Origin of the sequence: Paraburkholderia sp. LEh10 (genome assembly GCF_017814945.1) — a bacterium.
Lineage (GTDB): Bacteria > Pseudomonadota > Gammaproteobacteria > Burkholderiales > Burkholderiaceae > Paraburkholderia.
In genome coordinates this window covers 1-21,482 of record NZ_JAGIPX010000100.1, presented here as the reverse complement: position 1 = coordinate 21,482, position 21,482 = coordinate 1, and the positions used below count along the sequence as shown (strand labels likewise).

General features: G+C 57.8%; 17 protein-coding genes and 1 pseudogene. 2 read left to right on the top strand and 16 right to left on the bottom strand.

Going from position 1 to position 21,482, the window contains the following annotated elements; genetic code table 11:
* Nucleotides 1–521: 521 nt before the first annotated feature.
* Nucleotides 522–867 (top strand): annotated as a pseudogene (locus J8I87_RS40340) (amidohydrolase family protein); the annotation flags it as partial.
* 653 nt (nt 868–1,520) lie between these two features.
* On the opposite strand, the gene J8I87_RS40335 reads toward J8I87_RS40340, so the two are convergent.
* From J8I87_RS40335 to nodB, 16 genes are all read right to left on the bottom strand, one after another.
* The gene (locus tag J8I87_RS40335) at nt 1,521–2,081 is read right to left on the bottom strand and encodes a hemerythrin domain-containing protein (protein WP_209938038.1); all 561 of its coding nucleotides are present in this window, start codon (nt 2,079–2,081) and stop codon (nt 1,521–1,523) included.
* A gap of 724 nt (nt 2,082–2,805) precedes the next feature.
* On the bottom strand, nt 2,806–3,024 hold the full coding sequence (locus tag J8I87_RS45350) for a hypothetical protein (RefSeq protein ID WP_245254521.1): 219 nt from the start codon (nt 3,022–3,024) through the stop codon (nt 2,806–2,808).
* Nucleotides 3,025–3,387: 363 nt separating this feature from the next.
* Nucleotides 3,388–4,401 (bottom strand): substrate-binding domain-containing protein, encoded by a 1,014-nt coding sequence (locus tag J8I87_RS40325; protein WP_209938037.1) that lies wholly within the window; start codon nt 4,399–4,401, stop codon nt 3,388–3,390.
* 118 nt (nt 4,402–4,519) lie between these two features.
* Nucleotides 4,520–4,750, bottom strand: a complete 231-nt coding sequence (locus tag J8I87_RS45345; RefSeq protein ID WP_245254520.1) for a hypothetical protein — start codon at nt 4,748–4,750, stop codon at nt 4,520–4,522.
* Between the two features lie 175 nt (nt 4,751–4,925).
* On the bottom strand, nt 4,926–7,979 hold the full coding sequence (locus J8I87_RS40315; RefSeq protein ID WP_209938036.1) for an efflux RND transporter permease subunit: 3,054 nt from the start codon (nt 7,977–7,979) through the stop codon (nt 4,926–4,928).
* An 11-nt stretch (nt 7,980–7,990) separates the two neighbouring features.
* A complete protein-coding gene (locus tag J8I87_RS40310) occupies nt 7,991–9,142 on the bottom strand; it encodes an efflux RND transporter periplasmic adaptor subunit (RefSeq protein ID WP_209938035.1) in 1,152 nt (383 codons plus the stop codon).
* 97 nt (nt 9,143–9,239) lie between these two features.
* Nucleotides 9,240–10,838, bottom strand: coding sequence for an efflux transporter outer membrane subunit (locus J8I87_RS40305; protein WP_209938034.1), 1,599 nt, complete (start codon nt 10,836–10,838; stop codon nt 9,240–9,242).
* A 211-nt stretch (nt 10,839–11,049) separates the two neighbouring features.
* Nucleotides 11,050–11,649: an adenylyl-sulfate kinase gene (gene cysC / locus J8I87_RS40300; protein WP_209938033.1), complete on the bottom strand. Its 600-nt coding sequence runs from the start codon at nt 11,647–11,649 to the stop codon at nt 11,050–11,052.
* A 204-nt stretch (nt 11,650–11,853) separates the two neighbouring features.
* A complete protein-coding gene (gene nodU / locus J8I87_RS40295; protein ID WP_209938031.1) occupies nt 11,854–13,572 on the bottom strand; it encodes a nodulation protein NodU in 1,719 nt (572 codons plus the stop codon).
* 12 nt (nt 13,573–13,584) lie between these two features.
* Nucleotides 13,585–14,214, bottom strand: a complete 630-nt coding sequence (gene nodS, locus J8I87_RS40290) for a nodulation methyltransferase NodS (protein ID WP_209938030.1) — start codon at nt 14,212–14,214, stop codon at nt 13,585–13,587.
* An 89-nt stretch (nt 14,215–14,303) separates the two neighbouring features.
* A complete protein-coding gene (locus J8I87_RS40285; RefSeq protein WP_209938029.1) occupies nt 14,304–14,894 on the bottom strand; it encodes a NodA family N-acyltransferase in 591 nt (196 codons plus the stop codon).
* Nucleotides 14,895–15,108: 214 nt separating this feature from the next.
* Nucleotides 15,109–15,864: a sulfotransferase gene (locus J8I87_RS40280; protein ID WP_209938028.1), complete on the bottom strand. Its 756-nt coding sequence runs from the start codon at nt 15,862–15,864 to the stop codon at nt 15,109–15,111.
* 93 nt (nt 15,865–15,957) lie between these two features.
* Complete coding sequence (locus J8I87_RS40275) at nt 15,958–16,749, bottom strand: ABC transporter permease (protein WP_280923147.1); 792 nt, start codon at nt 16,747–16,749, stop codon at nt 15,958–15,960.
* Nucleotides 16,750–17,682: a nodulation factor ABC transporter ATP-binding protein NodI gene (gene nodI / locus J8I87_RS40270; protein WP_313068163.1), complete on the bottom strand. Its 933-nt coding sequence runs from the start codon at nt 17,680–17,682 to the stop codon at nt 16,750–16,752.
* 48 nt (nt 17,683–17,730) lie between these two features.
* Nucleotides 17,731–19,068 (bottom strand): chitooligosaccharide synthase NodC, encoded by a 1,338-nt coding sequence (gene nodC / locus J8I87_RS40265; protein WP_209938026.1) that lies wholly within the window; start codon nt 19,066–19,068, stop codon nt 17,731–17,733.
* A 449-nt stretch (nt 19,069–19,517) separates the two neighbouring features.
* Nucleotides 19,518–20,216, bottom strand: a complete 699-nt coding sequence (nodB, locus tag J8I87_RS40260) for a chitooligosaccharide deacetylase NodB (RefSeq protein WP_209938024.1) — start codon at nt 20,214–20,216, stop codon at nt 19,518–19,520.
* A 226-nt stretch (nt 20,217–20,442) separates the two neighbouring features.
* On the opposite strand from nodB, the gene J8I87_RS40255 reads away from it, so the two are divergent.
* Nucleotides 20,443–21,357 carry a LysR family transcriptional regulator gene (locus tag J8I87_RS40255; protein ID WP_012406751.1) on the top strand — a complete coding sequence of 305 codons (915 nt, stop codon included), beginning with the start codon at nt 20,443–20,445 and terminating at the stop codon, nt 21,355–21,357.
* Nucleotides 21,358–21,482: the final 125 nt, after the last annotated feature.

Here is a 21,482-nt window from a genome sequence, read left to right as displayed (position 1 = left end):
CCTCCCGTCATCGCAATGGGAGAATCGTCAGCCATCAGCGACGTTCGCTCAATAACGGGGATTCTCGTGCGGATACGGCGGGTCGCCTATCACGACCACGATGTCGGTCGGCGGTGGGCAACTCGCTAGTGATGCAGTCAACCCGTAAAGCACGGCTGATGGGGTACAGCTTTTCGCAGATCGGCATGCCAATGTCATTGAGGTCAGGGTGGGTGATGGGACCGGCCATGGCCTGGTCGACCTTCTATCCGTGCCGGCCCGTGCAGGCCGGTCACCTTATGCCGCATGCGCAAAGCGCTGGAGCCACCCTGTTACCGACGCGCCCCATCTCTGGCAACGGCTACCTGCATGGGTAGCCTATGGCCGTTCCGGGCGTGTTGCCCTTTAGATGCCGTCGTGCTTGAACTGTAGTCAGATGCTTGCCATGTTGATACCTCGCGATTTGAGTATTGCACCAGCAGGAATCTCACCATGTTCGAGATAGCGCCACAGCGCGATTGCGAGACGCCGTGCGAGCGCGACGATTCATGCGCGAACTGGCGCGGTTGCCCAATGTGTATGTGAAGGGTTGGCGGCCTGGGCATGCGCATCAACACGTTTCACCTTGAGAGAGGCGAGCGGCCGCCTTCATCTGCTCAACTCGCCGAGACATGGAAACCGTGGATGTACAAGTGTATCGAGGCCTTCGGCGCAGACCGTTGTATGTTCGAAAGCAATTTCCCAGTCGACAAAGGCTCGTATCCTTACAACAATGGCTGGAATGCTTTCAAGCTCTTGACTGCGCAGGCGAGCGTGCAGGAACGCGAGGGGTTATTCCGTGGAACTGCGACAGAGATATACCGTCTCGCATTTCGTGCAACACCGTGAGCCGGCAGCGCAGTATCTATCGTGAGCGCTGCAGAGTTTCGAGGTCGATCATTCAAGCGTGCACCGCTGGGTTACCACGCCGACATAATATCGGCATGGAACTGATGCATAAGTGTGAGCGCATCGTTCTTAGGTCCGCAAGGGGGCAGTGCAAGACAATGATATCGCCAGAGTCACGGAGCTTTCTCATCTCGATTTTCTTATCGCGAAAGAGCCAGTTGGTTTTCAGGCTGCCGGGGCCTGTGTGTCAATGGAGGCAATCCTCTTTGCCTGATTCCGACGGAGTTGGCTGCCGGTGCATTTGACTTCTGCACGACTACACCCGAGCATTAGAGGTTACTGGTCCGTGCCCGGCTCGCTGGGTTCGCGACCCAAGTCAGCATTGCAACGTTTCCAGCCCGCCGCACGTAACAATATCGTGTGCGGCAAGTGATGTCGGGCGACGAGGTCTCGTCTCGACTCTCGATCTTCGGCAGGCGAATCATTCGTCAAGCCTTCGCGACGGCCTTCATGTCAGAATGGATGTGCTCCCGCCGATCATCGATCGGCCATCACGTATGCGTGACCGTCCCACGACGGCAGAATGTGCGAAAGGAGAGCCATTGACCGGTTGCCTGCAGTACTAGTTGCGCAAGGAGCGACCGGCGGCCGGCTCATGTGCATTGCATCCGCGCATCTACTGCGATCTGTTTGCGAAGCGCCTCGAAACGCTCAAGCACCTTTTCTCCGAAACACGGATCGGGGCTAGCAGAAACGACGGCATCGACCGCTGCCCAGTCCTCTTCCGTCAACACCTGCGCGGCGCGAGGCATCAAATCTCGCTCCTCAGTAGAAAGGTGGTGACGATAGTACACGAGGTACGTGGCCGTGGCCGCCTCCAGAGCCGTGCGGGAGACGATGACATCTCCAGCGGCTTCATTGATGCGATGCAGGAGTTCATCGCCGGCCGCGGCAATCACGCGATGCTCCTGCAGAACTCGGTTCACGACGACTTGAATCCCGGGATTGCGTTTGACAAGCCGAGCGTACGCGACATCCTCGCGCGGATGATGAACACGATCCGAAAAATTCCGCATGTAGTAAAGGATGTCGTTCATAAGTCCGTAATTTGGACTCTCGCCCCGATGGAGCACAGCTATCTGTTCTTCGAGAACATCGAGTAGCCGGGCAAAACTAACGTGCTCGGTGTGCCATACAGAAAGTGAGTTTGGCATGACATGCTCCATGGGAATGGTCAGGTACAGACTGCCTGAACCAAACGGTGAATGCAGTCCTTGTCGGCGTGATCGATAGTGCCGCAGCGCGACCGGTACAATCGAAATGTTACTAGGCGCACGCCAAGAAGGACTGACACAGATCAATACACTGTGGTATTGGAAGGCGGAGCTCGCCCGCTGCGGACGGCCTGTTCGCGGCTTTGCGGCTACAGGCGCTTCGATGTGGTGGCCGATGTCCCGGATAATTGCGCGTCCGATTGCCGGGACCACCCGGTACCGATAAAAGTATCTTTACCGAAGAGGGGGCATTCCGAATACAGTGGACATAGCTTGCCGGGTTAGATCACACAGCGCGAGACGTTGAATTCTGCGTGCTTGCGCAAAACCCGGCCAACGCGTTTGACGAATTGCAGCGAGTATCCGCACGGTGCCTGGAAATACCGATCGCCGCGTAAGTTCCGGCGCAGGACCGATTCATCAACCTTGGTGTAGCAGTGTCCGGTATCACAGTGGCGATCCCAGTGCGCCCTTCAGACTTCGGGTGTCACGAATTGGGTGTTAATCACGGCTTCGACCAGCGTAACTCCGTGGGGGGTAAGGGTTACCACATCGCTATCGATTATGACCAGTGCTTTATCAACCAGCGTTCTGAGCGTGGAGCGGATAATCGGATTGTCGAAGAAGCTTCTGCCTGCCATCAAAACGCCGCCCGAACACGTTGTCATTCACCGGAACCAGTGTGGAAAGAGCCATTTTGAAAGCGTTCACTTCGCGCCTGAAGTGGGGAGACTCCTCGGCTTTCCTCAATGGGCAGACGGTTTTCATCCAGAGCCTTGAATTTTCTGTAGCCGGTGACGTTGATGGCCTCGGCCCGGGTACATTTCGAGCTGCCGCCGAGACCGATCGCCACTTCCGGGTACTGCTTATCGAGGTCGGTCACTAGCCCTTTCCATTTCTCCACCGTACTGCGGGAGCAGACACCGGCTGCCGGCACGGCAATTGTCCGCGAGGACGATCGCTGGAGCTTGCGAGGCCGTCACTCAGGAAGCCGTGCAACGCGACGGCGAACAACTCTTGCCGCACAGCAAATTGAATTGTTTTTCTCGTTCCGGTCCGTGGGCCATCGCCGTGCCGAAGGTGTCCGGCGATGCAGGAATATCGTTCGTGACGTTGAGCGAGGTAAGGAAGATTGTTGCAGTAGCGGACCCATTCTCGGGCAAATGCTACGGAATCACTTCGAGCATTAGATAATACACGAATCAAGGTAATTTCTGTGTGTCCCTAACCTTGTGAATACCGATATCTAGTCGATGCAGGGCCCGTCCGAATTGCCGATCTCGAGGCTAGGCTGCCAAAGAACGTGCAGCTTCTCGGGTGGCTTGCCGTTGAGCACTGCAAGCATTAACTCAACGATCGTCACACCGACATCATGCGGAACGGCCCATTGCAGGATTGTGAAGTTGTAGCCCTTGAGCGTGTCTGGAGGGAGGCCACCATTGACGATGATCGACATTTCGCTTCCGAGCATAACCCCGGCGTCAACAAGCGCACGCACGGCACCGGCGCCGCATGGAGGGTTGTCCACGATCACGGCAGACGGTCTCGGATTGCATGAAAGAATACGCGTCATTGCTTCGTAGCTGCTGGCGCGGCTGAGCGTACCTTCGATCATGTAGCGCGCGTTTATGGGCAGACCGGCGGCGGCCATCGCGCCAATGTAGCCTTTACGCGCCTGTGTTGTAAAATGCAACTCCAATGGTCCGTTGAGCAACGCGATCCGGCGGTGGCCAAGGTTAACAAGCCGCTCGACTGCCTGGCGTACTCCGGCCTCGGTGTCGAAATCAAACCAGGAGTACGGACCTGGAAGGATGCTGCGGCCGTACGCAACGAACGGGATGCCCTTTTTCACAAGATACTGCAGCCGGCGATCATTCAGTTTGGTACGCGTGACGATCATGCCGTCGACGCGGCGTCCTTCAGCCATCCGCTCGTAGGTACGGAGTTCGTCGACGTTAGAGGCCGAGGCAATGATTAGATCCTTGTTGGTGCATTCGATGGCCTTAGTCATGCCGGACACGACTTCGAGGAAGTATGGATCTCCTAGATCATGCGCCGTGGGCGGACAGATGATGCCGATAGCATCGGCGCGCCCGGTTGCCAGGTGCCGCGCCATCGTATTGGGGCGGTAGCCGACGCTCGCTGCAACCGCAATGACTCGCTCACGGGTGCGCTCACTCACTTCCGGGTGGCCGTTGAGCGCACGGCTGACCGTGGTTCGCGACATTCCAAGCTTGTGCGCAAGATCTTTGAGTTTCATCGCGTGTCCCGGTCTTGTCGCTGTCCCGCCCAACCTGTCGGGGCCACCGACCCCGTAGCGCGACGCGACGCGTCAACCTGCAACCCTGCCATCATCAAGTACATGGACGAGCATCGGATCAGAGATCCCCCCGATGTGGCAGGAAGAGAGCGATCCGCTGCATTGCCGACTGGAAAGTCTTCTTCCGCGACCAGCTTCCATTTGCCTCGCGGATGATCGGCTCGAAGACCTGCGGTACTTCCAGTTGCCCGAATACCTTCGAGCGGAACAGCGGCGTGCGCAGCGATCTGTGTTCGAGATCGCGCGACACCGCATGCCCAAGCACGCCGCGTCCGATCGCTGGGCCCACGGGCTCTCGTGTGATGAACATCATGTGCCAGCCGTCGCCGTTCGGAGCTGAAGACTCGGGAGGTGCGGAAGGCCTGGTCGTGCAATACATCTGTATCGAGCGGCTCGTACCAGTAAGGATCGATGTCCAGCATGCGATTGTGCGTGAATCGTTCCCACCTGTGCAGATCGTCGGATCAAACTGCACCCGTTTGATTCGACTTCAGGTGATGGTCTGCACCCAACAACATATACATTGCGGGCACGACGAAGAGTGTGAACAGCGTGCCGATCGACAGCCCCGTGAAGATCACGAGCCCCATCGCATTGCGGCCCGCCGCGCCCGCACCCGACGCGACCACGAGCGGCAGCACGCCCAGCACCATGGCCGCCGTCGTCATCAGGATAGGCCGCAGGCGCACGCCGGCCGCTTCTTCGAGCGCCTCGCGCTTGCCGCGTCCCGCGTGTTGCAGCTCGTTTGCGAACTGCACGATCAGAATGCCGTGCTTGCTGACGAGGCCCATCAGCGTGACGAGACCCACCTGCGTGTAGATGTTGAGCGTCGAGAGTCCCACGTTGATGAAGATGAGCGCACCGAACAGCGCCATCGGCACCGACACGAGGATCACGACAGGATCGCGGAAGCTCTCGAACTGCGCAGCAAGCGCGAGAAACACGATGATCGTCGCGAATAGCAGCGTGATCACGAAGCCGCCGGACTCCTGCACGAACTGCCGCGACAGGCCCGAGTAGTCGGCCGTATAGCCCGTCGGCGCGACGTCGGTGGTCGCCTTGCGCAGGAAATCGAGCACTTCGCCCTGCGAGATGCCTGGTGCGAGCACGCCGGAAATCGTCGCCGAATTGAGCTGCTGGAAGTGATTGATCGACTCGGGCACGATGGTCTGTTTCAGATGCGTGACCGTCGATGCGGGAATCACGCTGCCATCGGGCGTGCGCAAATAGTAGTCGAGCACTTGTGACGGGTTGAGCCGGTCCGTTTGCAGCACCTGCGGAATCACCTTGTACGAGCGGCCCGCGATCGAAAAGTAGTTGACGTAGTTGCCGCCGAGCGCCGCGCCCAGCGTGTGCCCGACATCGCTTTGCGAGAGCCCAAGCGAAGCGACCTTGTCGTGGTCCACGAGCAGCACGCTTTCGGGCTTGTCGATTTTCAGGTTGCTGTCGACGAAAAGGAACATGCCGCTTTCGCGTGCCTTGTTCAGCACGGCCTGCGATACTTCATTGAGGTTCTCGAACGGCTCCGTCGTGCTAATGACGAACTGCACGGGCAAGCCCTGCGCGCCCGGCAGCGGCGGAAACTGGAACGCGGCGACGCGTGCGCCCGCAATGCCGTCCCACTTCTGCTGAAGCTCCTTCTGCAATTGTGTCGCGCCTCTCTTGCGTTTGTCCCACGTCTTGAAGAGCACGCCGCCATAGCCCTGGTTCAGCGTTGGCGCGCCCGTCAGCTGGAACATCTGCGAGTACTCCGGCAACTGCTTCGAGATGTCGAATACCTGGTCCGCGTAAGTCTGCATCTGCTGGATCGTCGCGTTCGGCGGCCCCTGGATCTGCGACAGCACGATGCCCTGATCCTCCTGTGGCGCAAGCTCCGATTTCGACGTCGTGAAGAGATACACGGTGCCGCACAACAACAGCGCGCCCATCACGATGAACACAGGCCACGTGTCGAGCATCGCATGCAACAGACGCCCATAGCCGCGATGCACGCGCTCGAACTGCCGGTCGACGAAGCGCGCGAAACGGCCCGACTCCTGGTCCGTGCGGAAAAAGCGCGAGCACATCATCGGCGATAGCGATAGCGCGATCACACCCGATACGGTCACGGCGCCCGCCAGCGTGAACGCGAATTCGGTAAAGAGCGCGCCCGTCAGTCCGCCCTGGAAGCCGATCGGCAGGTACACGGCAACGAGCACGACCGTCATCGCGAGAATCGGGCCGCCGAGTTCGCGCGCGGCGATCAGCGCCGCTTCGAAAGGCTGCTTGCCTTCCTCCTTCATATGCCGGTCGACGTTCTCGACCACGATGATCGCATCGTCGACGACGAGCCCGATCGCGAGCACGAGCGCAAGCAGTGTCAGCAGATTGATCGAATAGCCGAGCAGCTGCATCACGAAGAACGTGCCGATCAGCGAGAGCGGCATCGCGATCACGGGCACGATCACCGCGCGGAAACTGCCGAGGAACAGGAAGATCACGACCGTCACGATCAGCAGCGCTTCGACGAGCGTCTTCACCACTTCATCGATGGCCGTGTTGATGAAGTCGGTCGCGTCGTAGACGATGTCGCCCGTCATGCCTGTCGGGAACTGCTTCTGCAGGTCCGGGAAGATCGCTTTCACGCGCTTCGCGACGTCGAGCACGTTCGCATCGGGCGCCACCTTGATGCCGATGAATACCGAACGCTTGCCGCTGAACGCGACGTTGAAATCGTAGTTGTCCGCGCCGAGCACGACGTTCGCGACATCTTCGAGGCGCACGATCGCGCCGTTCTTCTGCTTGACGACGAGCTTCTTGAAGTCGTCGACGGAATGCAGGTCGGTGCCCGCGTTCAGATCGACGCTGATCATCTGGCCTTTGGTCGTGCCGAGCGTAGCGAGATAGTTGTTGTTGCCGAGGGCAGTGGAGACGTCGGCGGCCGTGACGTTGTGCGCGGCGAGCCGGTTCGAATCGAGCCAGGCGCGCAGCGCGAACTGACGGCCGCCGAGAATCTCCGCCATCTGCACGCCCTGGATCGAATCGAGCTTCGGCTTCACGACGCGCAGCAGATAGTCGGTGACGTTGTTGCTCGGCAGCACGTCGCTGTAGAAGCCCATGTACATCGCGTCGGTGGTCTGGCCGACCTGCACGGTCAGCACCGGCTGCTGCGCCTGCGGCGGCAACTGGTTGCGCACCGACGCGATCTGCGTGTTGATCTCCGTCAGCGCGCGATTCGAGTCGTAGTTCAGGCGCAGCGTCGCGGTGATCGTCGAGACGCCCGTGCTGCTCTTCGACGACATGTAGTCGATGCCTTGGGCTTGCGCGATCGCGGCTTCGAGCGGCTGCGTGATGAAGCCGGCCATCGTGTCGGCGCTCGCGCCGTAGTACGAGGTCGTGATGGTGACGACGCCGTTTTCGGTCTGCGGATATTCGCCGACCTTCAGCACGGATAGCGAACGCAAGCCGAGCACGAGTATCAGCAGACTCACCACCGATGCGAGCACCGGGCGTTTAATGAAGATGTCGGTGAATTTCATCGCGCGGCCTCTTACTGTTCCTGAGGCGTCGGATTCGGGTTGTCCGCGGGCAGCACGCGGTTGTCGATCACGAGCGGCGTGCCGTTCTTCAGTTTCAACTGGCCGCTCGTCACGACTTGCGCGCCTTCGCCGATGCCCTTGAGAATCGCGACCTGATCGCCGCGCGTCGGCCCCGGCGTGACGAACACCTGCTGCGCGACGGGCATGACCTTGCCTTGCGCATTCTTTTGCGCGCCGGGCTTCACGACGAACACGGTCGCGCCGTACGGGTTATAGGTGATGGCCGTTTGTGGCAAGGTCAGATAGCGCTGCACGGTGCCCGCGTCGATCTTCACGTTCGCGTACATGCCGGGCAGCAGCTTGCGCTCGCGGTTGTCGACGGTCGCTTCGATCTGCACGTTGCGCGTTGTGCTGTCCACGCGCGGATTGATCGAGCGGATCTTGCCGTCGAACGTGCGGTTGCTGAACGCATTCGTATCGACGACGATCGCCTGGCCGACCTGCAATTGCCCGAGCTGCTGTTGCGGCAGATAGAAGTCGGCGTAGATCGGATCGATGGCTTGCAGCGTGACGATCGCATCGCCCGGATTGATGTACTGGCCCGGGTTGACCGTCGTGATGCCGACGCGTCCCGCGAAGGGCGCGCGTATCGTTTTCTTTTCGACGAGCGCGGCCTGCTGATCGACCTGGGCCTTCTTGCTCTTCAGGTCGGCGGCATCGGCGTCGAGCTGGGCCTTTGCAATCGCCTGAATGTCGAATTGCGCCTTGTCGCGCTTGTAGACGGTTTGCGCGAGTTCTGCAGCGGCTTGCAGCGACGCAAGCTGCGCGCGATCCGAATCGTCGTTCAGGCGCACGAGCACCTGGCCTGCCTTCACTTCCTGGCCCGAGCTGAACGCGATTTCGCGCACGAGGCCGGCCACTTCCGTCGTCACGTCGACGCCGCGCACCGCGCGCAGGCTGCCCACGGCGGCAAGCTGCGGCTGCCACGTCTGATAGCCCGCGACAGCGGCCGTGACGGTTGCGGGCGGCACGGCATTGCTCGCCATAAACTTCTTGAGCATGTGCGCCCTGAACAGATTGAAGCCGACCAGCGCGCCGAGCAATACGCCCACGCAGATCAGCATGATGATCATCCGCTTGGTCATGGGTCTCTTCGTTGTCATCGTCGTCTTGTCCTTGCACGGCAAACTGATAAGAGACAAACTCGTCCTTCGACGCAGCCCTCTGACCGCATGCGACGCGCAGCTGTTGAGAAAGGATTCATTGCGGCCTGGCAGACGCCGGGGCCGGTGCCGACGTGTCTTGGGCTGCCTGGCTCGTCGCCGTGTCGTTCCACCAGCCGCCGCCGAGCGCCTGGAACAGCGCCGCCGTGTCCGCATAGCGCGCGGCCTGCGCCTGTGCGAGATTCACGACGGTCTGCTGGTACTGGCGCTGCGCATCGAGCAACGCCAGATAGCTGACGCCGCCAATGCGAAACTGGCCGCGCGTCAGATCCAGCGAATCGCGCGCTGCGCGCCATGCTTCCGTCTGCGCGCGCAGGCCGGTGGCATCGTGTTCGAGCGCGCGCAGCGTATCGGCGACGTTCTGGAACGCGAGCAGCACCGTCTGCCGGTATTGTGCGTTGGCCTGATCGAAGGCGGCATCGGCTGCGCGCTTTTGCGCGCTCAGCTGGCCGCCGCGAAAGATCGGCTGCGTGACGCCCGCGCCGATGCTCCAGATCATGTCGGCGTACTTGAGCAGACCTGCGGGCGTGAGTGCCTGCGGGCCGTAGCCCGCCGACAGCGTGAGCTGCGGATACATGTTCGCCGTCGCGACGCCGACCTGCGCGCTCGCCTGATGCAGCGTGGCGTCGGCGGCGAGGATGTCGGGCCGCTGCCGCACGAGCGACGACGGCACGCTGACGGGCAAGCTCTGCGGCAGCGTGAACATCGACAGCTTGAACTCGGGCACACCCGTGTCGCTTGGCGGCTTGCCCGCGAGAACGGCCAACTGATGACGCGTCTGATCGAGCGACTGACGCAACGGCGGCAACGTCGCGCGCGTCTGCGCGACGAGCGTTTCCTGCGAGAGCACCGCGGTGCGGTTCACGCCGCCAAGCTCGAACTGCTTGCGCAACACGCCGAGCTGCGCGTCCTCGTCGGTGGCGATGCGTTCGGTCGCTTCGATCTGCTCGCGCAGCGACGCTTCCTTGGCAGCCGCCGTCACGATGTTTGCCGACAACGCGAGATAGGCAGCTTGCAACTGGAAGCCCTCGTAATCGACCTGCGAGCGTAGCGATTCGAGTTCGCGCCTCGCGCCGCCGAACACATCGAGGTTATACGACACGTTTACCGACGCGTTGTACAAATTCAATATTCTATGTAGACCGGGCTGGCCGAACGTGACGCCATTGAATTTCTCGCGTGTCGCGTTAGCCTTTGCATCGACGGACGGATACAGCGTGATGCCCATCTGCGCGCGAAGGTTCTCGCCGGCTTGCCTGAGCGCCGCTTGCGCCGCAGCGACGTTGGGACTGTTGGCGAGCGCTTCGCGAATCAGCGCGTCGAGCGGCTCGCAATGAAAGAGCGTCCACCACTGCGCGGGAATGTCCTGGCGGGCCACGAACTGTTGGGGGACGCCCGATGCGCCCGGCGACGACGCCGTTTGGTCGGGCAGCGGCGTGGGCGTGTACGTCTCTGTGGCGGGCGGGGGGGGCGTGCGGTAATCGGGGCCCACCACGCAACCCGACAGCAAACAAAACTGTGAAAGCAGGATTGTAACCAGTGCGATGCGCGCGCAAACGTGAAGCGCTATACGGCGCCGAAATGCGCTACTAGGCTGCCGATGCAAACGGCTGCGACCAACTGCGGTTGACGTCATCGAACACCTATCCACCTTCCACCTTAGTTCGCGTGAGCGGCGTGTTATCAAAATTGCGGATGCAGAACTTACCCGTCCCCGCTGCGCCGGTCTTCCTGCAAGGAGGCCAATGTAAGGTATGAATGATTTGAAGCGATATTTGGCTCGCTTCCGCAGCGGAACTTCGGGCGCGCGGATCTTATAACAGGTTGCAAACATCCTTCGCGCATGGTCAGTGCCTGTCAAGCCAGTTCAACACAATTTCGACACCCTCATTAATCGACAGCAAACAAGTGTCGATGAAGACGTCTGGTGCCGTCGGCTGTTCATATGGCGAGTCGACGCCGGTGAAATGCTGGATTGCGCCACGTCTCGCGAGCCGATAAAGGCCTTTGGGATCGCGAGCCTCGGCTACGGCCAAAGATGCGTGGACATGAATTTCAGCGAAGTTATGCTTCCCTGCGTTGGATTTGGCGAGTTCTCGGTCCGAGCGGAAGGGGGAGATGAGGCACACCAGTACCACGATGCCGGCGTCAGCCATCAATTTTGCAACTTCCGACACGCGCCGTACGTTCTCGTGTCGATCCTCATCGCTAAAGCCGAGGTCCTTGCAAAGACCGAGCCTGACGGAGTCGCCATCGAGAGTGTAGGTGAGGCGGCCGGACGCATGAAGACGCGCCTCAACCCTGTCAGCGATAGCCGATTTTCCAGACCCGGACAGACCGGTGAACCACAGAATGGCGGGCGTTTGTCGTAGCAACCGTCGTCTAGACTCAGGATCAATGCGAAAGTCGTGTGCGTAAAGATGTGAAGTCGATGCCTCGTTCGTCATACACGCCTACGTAAGCGGGTTGGGATGGTTGCTGGAATTCGGGTACGCGCGCTCAAGCATTGCAGCAGTGTGACGTCAGTTGAACGTGGACGATCAGGAAATGGACATCCACGGATCTGCCGTCGACGCGGCAGATTGCCGCCTATCATTCAAGGCCCACGCGCGACGAATCGGAATATTCCGAGCGGTGCAGTCGTTTCCCACTCATACTGGTGCACAGCATGCGGGTTCGTCGGTTGACGATGGCAGGCTGTTCCCGTGTGCCTTGCTCAATAGAAGACCGTCGCACCATACATGTTCGACGCGTCCCCATTTACAGGCTGAAGCAGCGTCCGGGAAGAAGCCTCGCCCGTGATGATTGGCGCTGGTGTTGCAGAGCAATGGAAGACCTGTGAGTTTTTCGTATTCGATCAGCAGTTGGGCTACCGGATGCTCGGAAGTTCTTGCGATCGTCTGCAATCGAGCCGACCCGTCGAGGTGCACAACGGCAGGAACCTTGTCCTGCCATTCCGCGCGCGTCTGATGATCGAACAGCATGTAGGGGTCTGGAGTGCCGGGGCAAAATACGGCAGGAGCACTGTCTTCGAGGCATATTGGTGCCACGGGGCGGAAATGCTCTCGATACTTGATATCGTTGAGGATAGCCTTCATAGCGGGCGAAGTAGCAGCGGCCAGGATGCTTCTGGCACCCAATGCCCGAGGCCCCAGCTCGGCGCGGCCGGCAAGAAAAACGACGGGTTCATTATCCGCGAGTATCCGGGCGAGTTCCGCAATGGAGCAAGGAGACGCCGTCCATCCGGCCGGCACGTCGCCAGTTTTCACGGCTGGTCCGCTATAGACCGACCATTCCAAAGGTACGAAGCCTTTGTCCGCGGCCATCGCGCAACAAGCGGCGCCAATCGCCGATCCACTATCATTCGGAAAGGGCGGGACCCAGATTGCGTCGAACAAGCCACTCGCACGTAATGCGCTATTCCATTTGATGTTGAGTGCGCATCCGCCAGAGATACACAAATTTCGCGGCCCCGGAATCGAATGTCGCTGGAGCGCCATTTCCATTTCATGAACGAGAAGTCGCTCAAGGAATACATGAAAGGAGACGAGTACGTCTTCGTGAGGCTTGGTCTTTAGTTGTGGCAGGCTTGCTTCGAAGAAGTCGCGTACAGCTGCGAGCGATGTTTCCGGAATATGGACATTCTGGCGGTAATTTCGCGCAATTTCCGTATCGCCGGCAAAGCGTTCCTGGTAAAGCCGATGAAACTCAGTGACGATGTCTTCATCGAGGGATCCGAGCGCGATATATGCCATAAGCTTGCCGGCCACGCCAAGATCCCACTCCGCGCCGTCCGCCTTCTTATAGGGCCCAAAATGATGACCTGCCGCAGCGTATATTTGGCCGATGACCGGAAACAGGCAGTCAACGAAGCGCGCTCCGTGGCGTTGTACGTGGTACAGCCTCGGCACCATTCCACCATCCCAGACCAGGCAGAACGCGGGCTGCTCGCTCCGCGCGAACGGGCTGGTGCAGTACGCGGAGGCAACATGGCCTGACACATGAGGATAGCTTTTATATGTACGTGACGCTCCGCCGACCAGCAGTCCGGTGCCGTCGACCGAGGCAAGAAGATGGTCCACTTTGCGTTCGATATAGGGGGCGCCATTTAGGCTGACCGGCGTGGAGCCACTGACCATCCGAAACTGTGACTCCACTTCGCCGTCCCAGCCGTCGACAACAAACTGGTCTATATCTTCGACACGCAAGCCACCTTCGCTCAATGCGGCTGCAACTGCATCCAGGTTCTCGATTTTTTGGTATCGCGGGTTGTTTTCCCGCTTCTCCTGTTCGATGCAAAAAACGAGTTTTCCATCCTCGACAACGGCGATTGCTCCGTCGTGTGTCAGCTTGAGGCCACAAATGCGCATAGTATCCCCTACTCAAAGAGGGTAATTGGGTTGAGGCGAAAGGAAAGCCGGGTTCCGGAAGCGCGCGAGCAGACAGTCTTCATTGGGCGACTCACCGACGCACTCCACGCGCTCAACTTCGGTCAGTTCTTCTTTCAGAATTTCCAAGACCGTTTCTGCACCGGCAAGGTGTCCCCACCGCCGACAACTGGCGTCACGCGCCGACCCGAATATCAATCGGCCACCAGGTACAAGCATCCGTACCAGATTGCGAATAGCGGCGCGCACCTCCTCGATGTTGCCGAGGTAATAAAGAACTTCCGCCACTACGATCAGATCGAACTTGTCGAGGGTAAAAAAATGCTGTACGTCTGAAACAATCCAGACCGTGTTCGGTGGCTCCTTCAGACGTTCGCGTGTTTTCGAGAGCGCTTGTGGCATAACGTCGATAATGGTGAGCCGTTGGCAATGAGGTGCCAATCTTTCCGTAAACGCTCCTCCCGCGCATCCGACTTCTAACGCGTTGGAGACAGATCCGTCGACGAGTGACATCCGGAGCATTTGCTCATGGCGTTGGAGTTCGAAGGGATTACTGTCCAGTTGCCACGGGTCGTCCGCGTCCAATTCTCGACGCAGTAATTCAAAAGTCGTTACATTTCTCAATTTGGTCTACCTTACTAGTAGTCCACTACAACGTCGTTGTACGACGCGCTATGCGGGACGCGTCGCTTTCCGGACAGAACCGGCGTGCCTCACAGCTCGGGTCCGTTGCGCTCGATGGCGGCGCCGACCGGCCACTCGTTCAGCGGGCTACCGATCGGCAAAATCACAGCCAGCACGTCTTCAATGCGCGTAGGAGGTAAGTCAAGATGAACGTTTGGGAGCGTTGATCGCACGCGCACCCCATCCAAGATTGTCCCCATTCCATTCCGAAACAATCTGGCAAAGTGATTCTTTAAGGCATGCCGGACTGTGCCAAACGCAAATGGGACGCGGAGTTCTTGCAGCACTGGATATATCGCGCGGATCGAATGACCGATTCCGAACCCTTCGAGATCCGGACGCACCCCATACAGTCCCAATTCGGCTACAAGTACATCGACCGAGCCTACCTTGATGAAACGACGAAGCGATCCCATGTGAGCTGCAACACCCCTCGAATCGTAGGCGATGGCGCGGAGTTCGGGCCGCGCACCGGCCCAACTTCGGCCACCCTCGAACGGTTTTGCGTTGAAAGCCCCGGTCGGCCCATACGTCGTTCGGAAGAATCGGGCCAACTCGATGTGATCGGTGAGTTCAAGCTCATTTTCCCAGCACAATCTCCACTGCACTTTTGAGGACATGCACAGTTACCTCGTTTTGACGCGTTCATCGCTTGCTGCGCGAGCGGCCAGACATACCGATGGTGCGCATCAGTTTTCTATGGCTATAAGGGAACGCAAGGATTAATCAAACCGATCATTTGTTAGCTAAACAGATCTCGCTTAGAGACACGACGACACTTAAAATGATCTGTCAACAGGTGGGTTATACGATCGAGTTATTCGTAAGGGGTGTTTAAACATCGATCTTCCCACCTTCGAAGAGGCTCTCGTACTGCCCGCCTGCGAAGTGACGCTTCAACTCCTCAAAATTGAGTACCGTTTGTTCCAGTGGCCGCACTTCCTGACGTTGAAGGACCGTGCTGCCAGAGCATGGACGCACTGGAATTTCGAGGAAAGCCCAAACGGCATGCAGGCATGATGCGGGATTGCCCAACAGACTTTCATACTCGACGGTAAGAATGTTCGTTGGCGCGAATGAGCCCATCACCAGTCGGTGGAAATCGTCAGCAGCTTCGAGATAGTCCTCGCAGTCTTCAATTTTTAAGGTTACCTGAGGAGGCGGACCGGAGTCGTTGCCTGCGCCAAACTTTAACCATTGACCACTTTGCCTTGCCTGCACCAACGATCGCAGCGATTCCAACGTATTTCTGCGGATTACAAGTATCACCTTGAGGCGTGGCCATCTAGCCAACTCGTCAAAGAACCTCGGGCGCTCCTGAAACTGAGGTTGGTTGATCTTGCAACCGACGTGTGTGATCGCGTTCTTTCCGGTTCTGGAGGGGTAGTGCAGGTAGGCCACTTCGAGCAGTTCGCGATCGCTAAGTAGCAGGCGCTTGCGATTGTCCCAGATCGCGTCGTAAGGATTGAGCAACTCGCCATTGCTTGATACGTTGGGATGCTCGTTTAGCAATTCTTCAAGATAATGGGTGCCCGTCCTGGGCATCCCGAGGATTACAAATGGCTCAATTGTCGGCATGGATTGGGTCATAGCGTATCTTTAACGGAATCGAAAGCGATGATTCGAAATCTGATTCCTGACTAAGTCATTACGAGGATCCTGCTCGGTTTCCAATCATCTGCGTCAAGATAAAAGACGTCGGCGAAACAGTGCTGCCGACAGAAAGAATGGCAAGACTGTGTAGACGCAGAGCGCAATCACATGCAGACCGATTCCGGCGGCTGGGCGTGCAAGCATCGCTGGGCGGATGAGTTCAACGGAATGTGTGAGCGGCAAGAATCGCGCAAGCTGGCGAAATGCACCTGGAAGATGGGCGACCGGAAAGACGACACCGCTCAAAAAAAGCATGGGCGTCAGAACAAGTGTTTGATAGAAGATAAAGTAATCATAACTCGGCGCGATCGCGATGAGTACCATCGCAATACTCGCGAAGGCGAGGCCAGTTAAGATAACGACGGGAATGACGTAAAGAATGCTCGGAAACGCCGCATAGCCGAGCGTCGTGGCAACCACCGTAACAGCCGTCCCGGCCAAAAGGGCTTTCGTTGCTGCCCACGCCAATTCACCGAGAACGACGTCGCCGATCGTGAGTTGGGTACAGAGGACTGCTTCCCACATGCGCTGGATGTGCATGCGAGCGAAAGTCGCATAAATCGTCTCGAACGTCGCCGAAGTCATTGCGCTTGTCGCAACCATTCCAGCCGCCAAAAAGGCTACGTAGGAAGTGCCTTCGATGCGGCCTATCATTATTCCCACGCCGAAACCTAATCCGAACAGATACATCATCGGGTCCGCAAGGTTACCGATAAGCGAAACGAGTGCAGTTTTTCGCCACGCTAGATAATTGCGGCGCCATACCATGCGCCAGTTCCAAGTGTTGGTGGGCATAGCCATCACGAAAACTTCGCGCATCATTTAGTCCTTCATATCCCGTCCAGTCAACCGGAGAAACACGTCTTCCAGGTTTGCGGGGCGTTGCAGAACGCGCAGACCCGTTCGCTTGCACAACTGCATGCGCACCTGTTCCAAGTCGGATGCATAGCAAAACAGCGTCTCGCCGCTCACCTCCATGCGCTGCGCGTAGGGCTCAAGCAATGCACGCAGTTCGTGCGAATCGCCGCCGTATATCTCCAGCACGTGGCTTCCAATTTGTTCATGGATTAGCGCATCAGGGGCACCTTCCGCAATGCTGCGTCCTTTGTCAATCACGCAGAGTCGATCGCACAATCGCTCAGCCTCTTCCATGAAGTGAGTAGTTAGAAGGATTGTCTTGCCGCGCGCAAGTAGAGAGCGCAAGCGGTCCCAGACGAGGCGGCGCGCATGTGGATCAAGACCAGTCGCAGGCTCGTCCATTATCAGCAGTTGTGGGTCGTTGATAAGCGCCCGGGCGATGGTTAACCGACGCTTCATGCCGCCGGATAGTTCTGCGACGCGCGCGTGAGCCTTGCTCTCCAGGTGCGCGAATTCAAGCAGCGACGGAATCACCGCTTCGACCTCGTCGGCGCTCATGCCAAAGTAGCGCCCGAATATCTGCAGGTTCTCGCGCACCGTGAACCCGGGTTCAAGGTTGTCAAATTGCGGAACTACGCCGATACGCCGCCGTGCCAGGCGCGCGCGTACGGGCACGGGCTCTCCAAGAACAGTGATTGTACCTGCGTCAGGCGAGGCCATACCGAGGACCATGCGCGCGGTCGTGCTCTTGCCTGCGCCGTTAGGTCCCAGTAGGCCAAAGCATTCGCCGTGCTCGACGCGAAATGAAAGTCCGTTAACGACCTGTTTGCCGTTATATAACTTCCTGACGCTAGTAAACGTTATCGCTGCAGCAGCCATTGAACGAGAGGTAGAGATGTGGCTTCGTTAAAAGAAGATCCCGTTTTGCGCGCGAGATCTTACGCATCACTCACTACGGACTACATTGTCGGACGTTCCGAATGACGGTGTCCTGCACTGCCGGTCACGCTGCGCATCCGTACCCGTCGATGCAGCAGCGTCTGTTGTCGCAGCGTGTCCAGGCGGATCGACGTGTTCGAAACAGTCGGCGGCCGAGCCTCGGGAAAGCCAGTTGCTGTTACTCAACGTACACAATGCGTAGGCCTTTACAGGAAGCAATAACAAAAGGTTGATAAATGTGTGCGCGGAAAATCCGAGAAATCGAAGTTCTCGAGACCGAACAGCGGCCACGGAACAGCGGATCATAGTCATTGAGGCGATCAGAAAGCATGCCTGCCACGGTGCCGAGGCTGTCAGAACGATCTGCAGGAGCCCGGCGAGCATTGACACGGCAAGTAAAAGCGACCCTACGTTTTGCCCGATCACGTCCAGCGTAAGGTAACGATCGAGACGAGGCAGGAGGCGCAGCGCAAGCAGCGTGTCGCGATAAGTGCTGCGTGCCCAACGTAGTTGTTGACGCAGATATGGCCACAGCTTGTCTGGTACAACGGTAGCTGCGATCGCGTCTGAAACATACTCCGTTCGGTAACCAGCTGCCAGCATAAGAATTGTCAAATGGCGATCTTCGCCAAAGTCACTGCGTTTTCCGCGGAACGTCTGAGTCTCGTACTGGTTCAGCAGCAAAAGAAGCGCGGATCGTCGATAGATGGCGCATGGACCGCAGCAGCACATAACGGCACCGAAACGGGCTTGAGCGGCACGCTCTTCGTTGCAGGCGAGCCAGTATTCCATATCGATCAGACGGGTCAACCATGTGTCGCGGCGATTGCTTGCTGTCAATTGACCCATGGCGGCCCCGATCGCCGGGTCACTCATTGTTAGGACGAGTTTCTTCACGACATCGGGCGCCAGGGTCGTATCTGAGTCGACGTTAAGTATCAGTTCCGCAGACGAGGAACGGATCGCAGCGATTTGTGCCTTGCGTTTTCCTACGTTCCGGGGCAGGAGAACAAAATTGAATCTCGGATCGTGCTCGTACTCGTGGTACACCATTCTCAACGCGTCACGATTGGCTGAACCGTCATCGACGACGTGGACTTTAAAGGGGCCGGCATACTCCTGAGTCGCGATTGAAGCGAGGCACGCCCGCAGTGTGTCCGGGTTTTCGTTGAAGCACGGCACAATAACGTCGACGTCGGGCAGGGAGTTGGAGTTGGTCGATTTGCTTCTCGCAGGCGGCCCGCTAGACGGCATGGCGTGCAGAACCTGCGCGCTTTTATAAATGGTCGAAAGCAATGCGTACAACAGAACGGAGGTCATGTTGATTGTGGCAGGGATGTTCATCGAGGTCAGTTTGCTAAGTGGCGTTAAGAAATGATCTGACTACAGGCCTGCCGTGATCCAGAGAAGGAACATGTGGAAAATGCTAAAGATTTGCTCGCGAAGTTCCTGTCGGTAGTAGGCAAGGGTGTCTCTATTCCGCCTGCATCCGTGGATGTCTCGCTATAGCTTGGCGAGACTGCGGAATCTTGCGCTCTCTCGTCGCTCGGATCCTCAACTAGTGCACGCCCATGATAGCGAGCTGGCAAATAATATATCCATCGGCCGATGTAGAAAGCTCTGTCAGTGCTTCCTCTTTATCGCGTCAGGATTTCCTGACGCCGGTGATATTACTAATCCGTTTCAAAGCCGTTTACAAGCTGCTGCTCATGGTTTGAGTAACCTCTTTAATGAGGTAAACAAGCCTTAAGGCAGATGTTTGCAGGAGTGCTTATCGGTTCAATTTGTCCACATCAGGGCAGTGAACTGATTACAAACCTGCGTTCCTTCAATGCTGGAATCAGGCGCGACAGCGCCGTGACGGTCTGATCGCGCGATGTGGTGCAAGCATTCGGATCCCACTCTCCAGGAGGGCTCCCATCGTGTAAAAGAACAATAGAGCCTGGCTGCGCGGACGCCAGCACAGCGTGCATAATCGCGTCGACACCGGGGCGAGACCAATCTCGCGGGTCTATCGACCAGTGAAGTGCCGTCAATCCTGCCTTTGTCGATTCGGCAATTACTTCTTTCGTCCATATTCCGTATGGCGCGCGCATATACCGCACTGTTGCGGCAGGGCATGTCCGCTTGAATATCGCGTTCGCTTCCAATATCTCACGCCGTGTCTGTTCCTGTTCGCATTTTGAAAGATCCCGATGCGTCATCGTGTGATTAGCGATCTCGTGACCTTCAGCGATGATCCGTTCTATTAACTGCGGATGACTTGCCGCGTAAGCGCCAAGGACGCAGAACGTTGCCGGCACTTGGTGCTGCGCCAATACGTCAAGTATCTTGGGCGTCCATACCAGATCTGGACCGTCATCGAAGGTAAGGTAAACCTGACGGGATTGGTGTTGGCGGTCAAAGTTGTCCGGCACATCGGACAGGCAAACGAACCGGTTCGCACTCGTCTCGTCTCGTTGCGGTGTGTCATCCTTCATCTCATAAGCCATCGACTATTCATGGTGGTGTGCAGAAAACGCCCCTTTTGAAGGGGTGAAAATCTGTCTATAACTCACAATTTGGGACTTTGCGAAAACGGTCGGTCAGTAATTCGAATAAAATATTCGTGCGACCTCTTGCGCCTTTAGTATTGGTAGGCGTAACTTTGCGCGACGACAATTAATTTGTACAATCGATTGTTTCGATACGTTGCATCCACACAGCGAATACCTGAACATGCGCTTCAAAGGCCTCGATCTCAATCTTCTTGTTGCGCTGGATGCGCTGATGACGCAACGCAATCTGACGGTCGCGGCGCGGAACATCAATTTGAGTCAACCTGCCATGAGTGCAGCAGTCGGCCGGTTACGAGACTATTTTGGTGATGACCTGTTCGTGATGAGGGGTCGCGAGTTTGTCCCGACAGCTCGGGCAATGGAACTCGCAGGCCCGGTTCGGGAAGCTCTGTCGCACATCCAGCTTTCGATCATTTCGCGCGACGTCTTCCAACCGGCCAAATCGAATCGCCGCTTTAGGGTCTGCCTTTCTGATTTCATGACACTTGTTTATTTCCAGAATGTCGTAAAACGTGTCGCACGCGAAGCTCCCTCAGTGAGTTTTGAATTGCTTTTTCCTGACGACGAACCCGGCGAGTTGCTTCGTCGAGGTGACGCTGATTTTCTGATTTTGCCGGAGCTGTTGCTGGCAGATTCTCACCCCAAAGCGGCGCTCTTCGAGGAGAAGCTCGTATGTGTCGGATGTCCAACAAACAAACAGTTGTCGCGGCGGCTCCCGTTGGAGAAGTACATGTCGATGGGACATGTGACAGTGAGGTTCGGACGGGCGCGCAGGCCCTCGATCGAGGAGTTTTTCTTACTCGATCTCGGTCTAAAGAGGCGCGAAGAGGTTGTCGTGCCGACCTTTGATCTGGTTCCATCTATGCTATCGCGTACGAACCGTATAGCAACGATCCCTATGAGGCTGGCAAGGCATTTCGCCGAAGTGGTTCCGCTGCGGATCGTCCAGGTACCACTGCCCCTTTCCTCGTTCACTGAAACGATCCAATGGCCCGCGCTGCATAACGGTGACCCTGCAAGCATCTGGATGCGCGAGCTGTTATTACAGGAGGCGCAAAGCCTCGTGGCTGGCTAGTATCGATGGCTTCACGGTGAATTCGGGTCGTCCCGAGTTCCTTTTTCAGGCTCTTTTGAAAATGCAGTGGGTAACGGCCGTCAGCGGGCATGCGAGTTGAATGCGGAGAAGTCGAGTTTGCCCGC

Coding starts and splice junctions, on each gene's coding strand:
- nodB (WP_209938024.1), bottom strand. CDS start 20,216: ATGGCTTATGAGATGAAGGATGACACACCGCAACGAGACGAGACGAGT.
- J8I87_RS40255 (WP_012406751.1), top strand. CDS start 20,443: ATGCGCTTCAAAGGCCTCGATCTCAATCTTCTTGTTGCGCTGGATGCG.
- J8I87_RS40310 (WP_209938035.1), bottom strand. CDS start 9,142: ATGACAACGAAGAGACCCATGACCAAGCGGATGATCATCATGCTGATC.
- J8I87_RS40315 (WP_209938036.1), bottom strand. CDS start 7,979: ATGAAATTCACCGACATCTTCATTAAACGCCCGGTGCTCGCATCGGTG.
- J8I87_RS40325 (WP_209938037.1), bottom strand. CDS start 4,401: ATGAAACTCAAAGATCTTGCGCACAAGCTTGGAATGTCGCGAACCACG.
- J8I87_RS40280 (WP_209938028.1), bottom strand. CDS start 15,864: ATGACCCAATCCATGCCGACAATTGAGCCATTTGTAATCCTCGGGATG.
- J8I87_RS40285 (WP_209938029.1), bottom strand. CDS start 14,894: ATGTCCTCAAAAGTGCAGTGGAGATTGTGCTGGGAAAATGAGCTTGAA.
- cysC (WP_209938033.1), bottom strand. CDS start 11,649: ATGACGAACGAGGCATCGACTTCACATCTTTACGCACACGACTTTCGC.
- J8I87_RS40275 (WP_280923147.1), bottom strand. CDS start 16,749: ATGATGCGCGAAGTTTTCGTGATGGCTATGCCCACCAACACTTGGAAC.
- nodC (WP_209938026.1), bottom strand. CDS start 19,068: ATGAACATCCCTGCCACAATCAACATGACCTCCGTTCTGTTGTACGCA.
- J8I87_RS40305 (WP_209938034.1), bottom strand. CDS start 10,838: ATGACGTCAACCGCAGTTGGTCGCAGCCGTTTGCATCGGCAGCCTAGT.
- J8I87_RS40335 (WP_209938038.1), bottom strand. CDS start 2,081: ATGCCAAACTCACTTTCTGTATGGCACACCGAGCACGTTAGTTTTGCC.
- nodU (WP_209938031.1), bottom strand. CDS start 13,572: ATGCGCATTTGTGGCCTCAAGCTGACACACGACGGAGCAATCGCCGTT.